Source organism: Martelella sp. FOR1707, from assembly GCF_053484265.1.
In genome coordinates this window covers 1-2,011 of record NZ_JBAKFP010000016.1, presented here as the reverse complement: position 1 = coordinate 2,011, position 2,011 = coordinate 1, and the positions used below count along the sequence as shown (strand labels likewise).

General features: G+C 61.1%; 3 protein-coding genes. All 3 read left to right on the top strand.

The features are described from left to right. Positions 1 to 33 precede the first annotated feature (33 nt). A complete protein-coding gene (gene tnpA / locus V6765_RS24050) occupies positions 34 to 444 on the top strand; it encodes an IS66-like element accessory protein TnpA (RefSeq protein WP_448433127.1) in 411 nt (136 codons plus the stop codon). Beyond that, complete coding sequence (tnpB, locus tag V6765_RS24045) at positions 441 to 791, top strand: IS66 family insertion sequence element accessory protein TnpB (protein WP_448433126.1); 351 nt, start codon at positions 441 to 443, stop codon at positions 789 to 791. Before tnpA ends, tnpB begins: the two co-directional genes overlap by 4 nt. A 41-nt stretch (positions 792 to 832) precedes the next feature. Further along, positions 833 to 2,011 (top strand): IS66 family transposase (gene tnpC, locus V6765_RS24040; RefSeq protein ID WP_448433125.1); only part of this gene is annotated, 1,179 nt, incomplete at its 3' end.

The window sequence follows — 2,011 nt, the reverse complement described above, 5'->3', positions numbered from 1 at the left end:
GGAAGTCCTAGTGCAAACACTAGGAGTAGTCCTATGACCAAGCATTCGATTGAAGTGATCACGTCTGTCGATCGCCGTCGGCGCTGGTCTCGCGAGGACAAGGAGCGGCTGGTTGCCGCCTGCCTTGAGCCTGGTGCGGTTCTTTCCGAGATTGCGCGATCGGCCGGCATCCACGTGAGCCAGCTCTTTCGGTGGCGCAAAGAACTCTGCCGGATCGAGGAGCCGTCGACGCCGGGATCGAGCACCTTGGTGCCCGTGATCGTTTCGGAGGCCGCGCCGGCAGCCCAGCCTGCCGCCTCAGAAGCGCCAGCCTCATCGCATCCCCGCCGGAAACGCAGCGATGTCACGATTGATCTGGGCCGCGGTCGTCGTGTCCGCGTGGACAGCGACATCGACACGGAGGCACCTAGCCGCATTCTCGATTGTGTGCTGGGTCGGCGATGATCCCGGTTCCTGCTGGTGTGAAGGTCTGGCTGGCGCCAGGCCATACGGACATGTGCAAGGGTTTTCCCGGTTTGTCGTTGATGGTGCAGGAGACGCTGAAGCGCGATCCGATGTGTGGACACCTGTTCGTCTTCCGCGGTCGTGGCGGCGGCCTGATCAAGGTCATCTGGCATGATGGCCAAGGAGCGTGCCTGTTCACGAAAAAGCTGGAGCGGGGACGCTTCATTTGGCCGTCGGCGGCCGATGGAACGGTGGTGATCACACCTGCGCAGCTCGGATATCTGCTGGAAGAGATCGACTGGCGGATGCCGCAAAAACACGGGTTCCGACCTCGGTCGGGTAAGTAAAAATGCTGGAATGACGGGAGCGAATATGATTCCATCACTCCATGAACGACGCGGCCCAACAGCTTCCTAAGGATCTTGCCAGTGCACTTGCTGCTCTGGCGCAAGAGCGAGCGCGCCGTGTTGCGGCCGAGGCCGAAGCGACGATAGCGAAGGCGGAAGCTGCCAGTGCAAAGGCGCTCGTGTCACATTCCGAGGCGCTGATCGCCCGGCTGAAGCTGGAGATCGAGAAGGTTCGCCGCGAGCTTTACGGCAGCCGCTCTGAGCGCAAGGCACGGCTTCTCGAACAGATGGAACTGCAGCTCGAAGAACTCGAAGCTGATGCCGGCGAAGATGAACTGACAGCAGAGATCGCAGCCAGTGCCTCAACCGTCAGGGCCTTCGAGCGTAAGCGCCCTTCACGCAAGCCGTTTCCTGAACATCTGCCGCGCGAACGTGTCGTTATCGCCGCCCCAATCAGTTGTCCCTGCTGTGGATCGGCCAGGTTGTCGAAGCTCGGCGAGGATGTCACCGAGACTTTGGAGGTCATTCCGCGTCAGTGGAAGGTCATTCAGACCGTGCGGGAGAAGTTCTCCTGTCGTGAATGCGAGAAGATCACGCAAGCCCCAGCGCCCTTCCATGTGACGCCACGAGGCTTTGCCGGGCCCAACCTTCTGGCAATGATCCTGTTTGAGAAGTTCGCCCAGCATCAACCGCTCAACCGTCAAAGCGAACGCTATTGCCGTGAGGGGATCGATCTCAGCCTTTCGACACTGGCTGACCAGGTTGGCGCGTGTGCCGCGGCCCTCAGGCCCATCCATTCGCTGATCGAGGCCCATGTTCTGGCGGCCGAACGACTGCATGGTGATGACACGACCGTGCCGATCCTGGCGAAGGGAAAGACCAATACCGGTCGCATCTGGACCTATGTCAGGGATGACCGACCATTTGGCGGGCACTCACCGCCTGCTGCCCTTTACTATGCCTCACGAGACCGGCGACAGGAGCATCCCGAGCACCACCTGAAGACCTACACCGGCATTCTGCAGGCAGATGCCTATGGCGGCTACAATCCGCTGTTCAAAGCAGATCGCGATCCCGCGCCTCTGCGCCAGGCACTCTGCTGGGCACATTCGCGTCGCAAGTTCTTCGTGCTGGCCGACATCGCCACGAACGCCAAGCGTGGTGGCAAAGCCGCGCCGATCTCGCCTATTGCGCTGGACGCCGTCAAACGGATCGATCGC

Excerpts from the sequence above, each read along its gene's own strand:
- tnpA (WP_448433127.1), top strand. The coding sequence starts at position 34 with ATGACCAAGCATTCGATTGAAGTGATCACGTCTGTCGATCGCCGTCGG.
- tnpB (WP_448433126.1), top strand. The coding sequence starts at position 441 with ATGATCCCGGTTCCTGCTGGTGTGAAGGTCTGGCTGGCGCCAGGCCAT.